The organism is Collinsella sp. AM38-1BH, assembly GCF_003467545.1.
In the GTDB taxonomy this organism is placed as follows: Bacteria; Actinomycetota; Coriobacteriia; order Coriobacteriales; family Coriobacteriaceae; genus Collinsella.
Genome location: NZ_QSHC01000035.1, coordinates 1 through 1362, shown reverse-complemented (window position 1 = coordinate 1362; position 1362 = coordinate 1). Strand labels below are relative to the sequence as shown.

Here is a 1362-nt window from a genome sequence, read left to right as displayed (position 1 = left end):
GGTGACGCATAATTTCTTTCGCAAATTGACAACCGCATAGCGGAACACGGCCCGCGCCCCGTCATATGATTTCTAGCGGCTAAACAACAAATCAACGACGAAAGGGGCACGGGCCGTGTCTGCGAACATCGTAACAGTCGACGAGGAGTCGCTGCGCAAGGACATAAAGAATCTGGTGAGGAAGACCGTCGAGGAGACGCTCAACGCGCTGCTCGACGAGGAGGCGTCCGAGCTCGTAGGGGCCGGGCGCTACGAGAGGACGGCAGGCCGGGAGGCATACCGCAGCGGCCACTACGCGAGAAAGCTCGTCACCGGGGCAGGAGAGGTCGAGCTCAACGTGCCGAAGCTGCGCGGCGCGACCTTCCAGACGGCCGTTATCGAGCGCTACCGCAGGCGCGAGACTTCGGTCGAGGAGGCCATCGTCGAGATGTACCTCGCGGGCGTCTCGACCAGGAGAATCGAGGACGTCTCCGAACTCCTCTGGGGAGCGCCCGTGTCCTCCGGCACCGTCTCCAACCTCAACGAGAAGGCGTTCGCGTCCATCGAGGCCTGGCGCCAGAGGCCGCTCGAGGGCGATTACCCTTACGTTTTCGTCGACGGCATCTACCTCAAGCGCAGCTGGGGAGGGTCCTACGAGAACGTGGCCGTTCTGGTGGCCATCGGCGTCAACTCCACCGGCGACCGGGAGGTCATCGGCTGCGCGGAGGGCTACACCGAGTCGGCGGACTCGTGGCGCGAGTTCTTCTCGTGGCTCAGGGGGCGCGGGCTCTCCGGCGTGCGGCTCGTCACCGGCGACAAGTGCGCGGGGATGCTCGGTGCGCTCGAGGAGGTGTTCCCCGGGGCACGCTACCAGCGCTGCACGGTCCACTTCTACCGAAACGTGTTGGGAAGGGTGCCCGTGACCAGGAGGAAGGCCGTGGCGCGCATGCTGAAGGCGATTCACGCGCAGGAATCGCGCGAGGCGTGCTCGAGGAAGGCGGCGGAGGTGGCGGACGAGCTGGACGGGATGAGGCTCGGCGCGGCCGCGAGGACGGTGCGCGACGGCTTCTCCGAGACTCTCGCCTACACGGACTTCCCGCCGGAGCACTGGCGCAGAATCCGGACCAATAACGGTATCGAGCGCATCAACCGCGAGATCAGGCGGAGGACGAGAGTCGTAGGGACCTTCCCGGACGGCAACTCGGCCCTGATGCTGGTGACGGCGAGGCTGAAGTACATCGTGGAGCACGAATGGGGCAAGAGGAGGTACCTGGACATGTCGAAGCTGGAGGAGATGGACGAGCTGAGCAAGAAGGCGGAGGGCTAGAGCAAGGCGGGGCCGAGGCCGCCTCGATCAATTTGCGAAAGAATCTTGACGGTACC

1 protein-coding gene is annotated in these 1362 nt (G+C 64.8%); it reads left to right on the top strand.

What is annotated here, in order from left to right:
* Positions 1-115: 115 nt before the first annotated feature.
* Positions 116-1306, top strand: a complete 1191-nt coding sequence (locus DW870_RS09215; protein ID WP_117648577.1) for an IS256 family transposase — start codon at positions 116-118, stop codon at positions 1304-1306.
* Positions 1307-1362 lie beyond the last annotated feature (56 nt).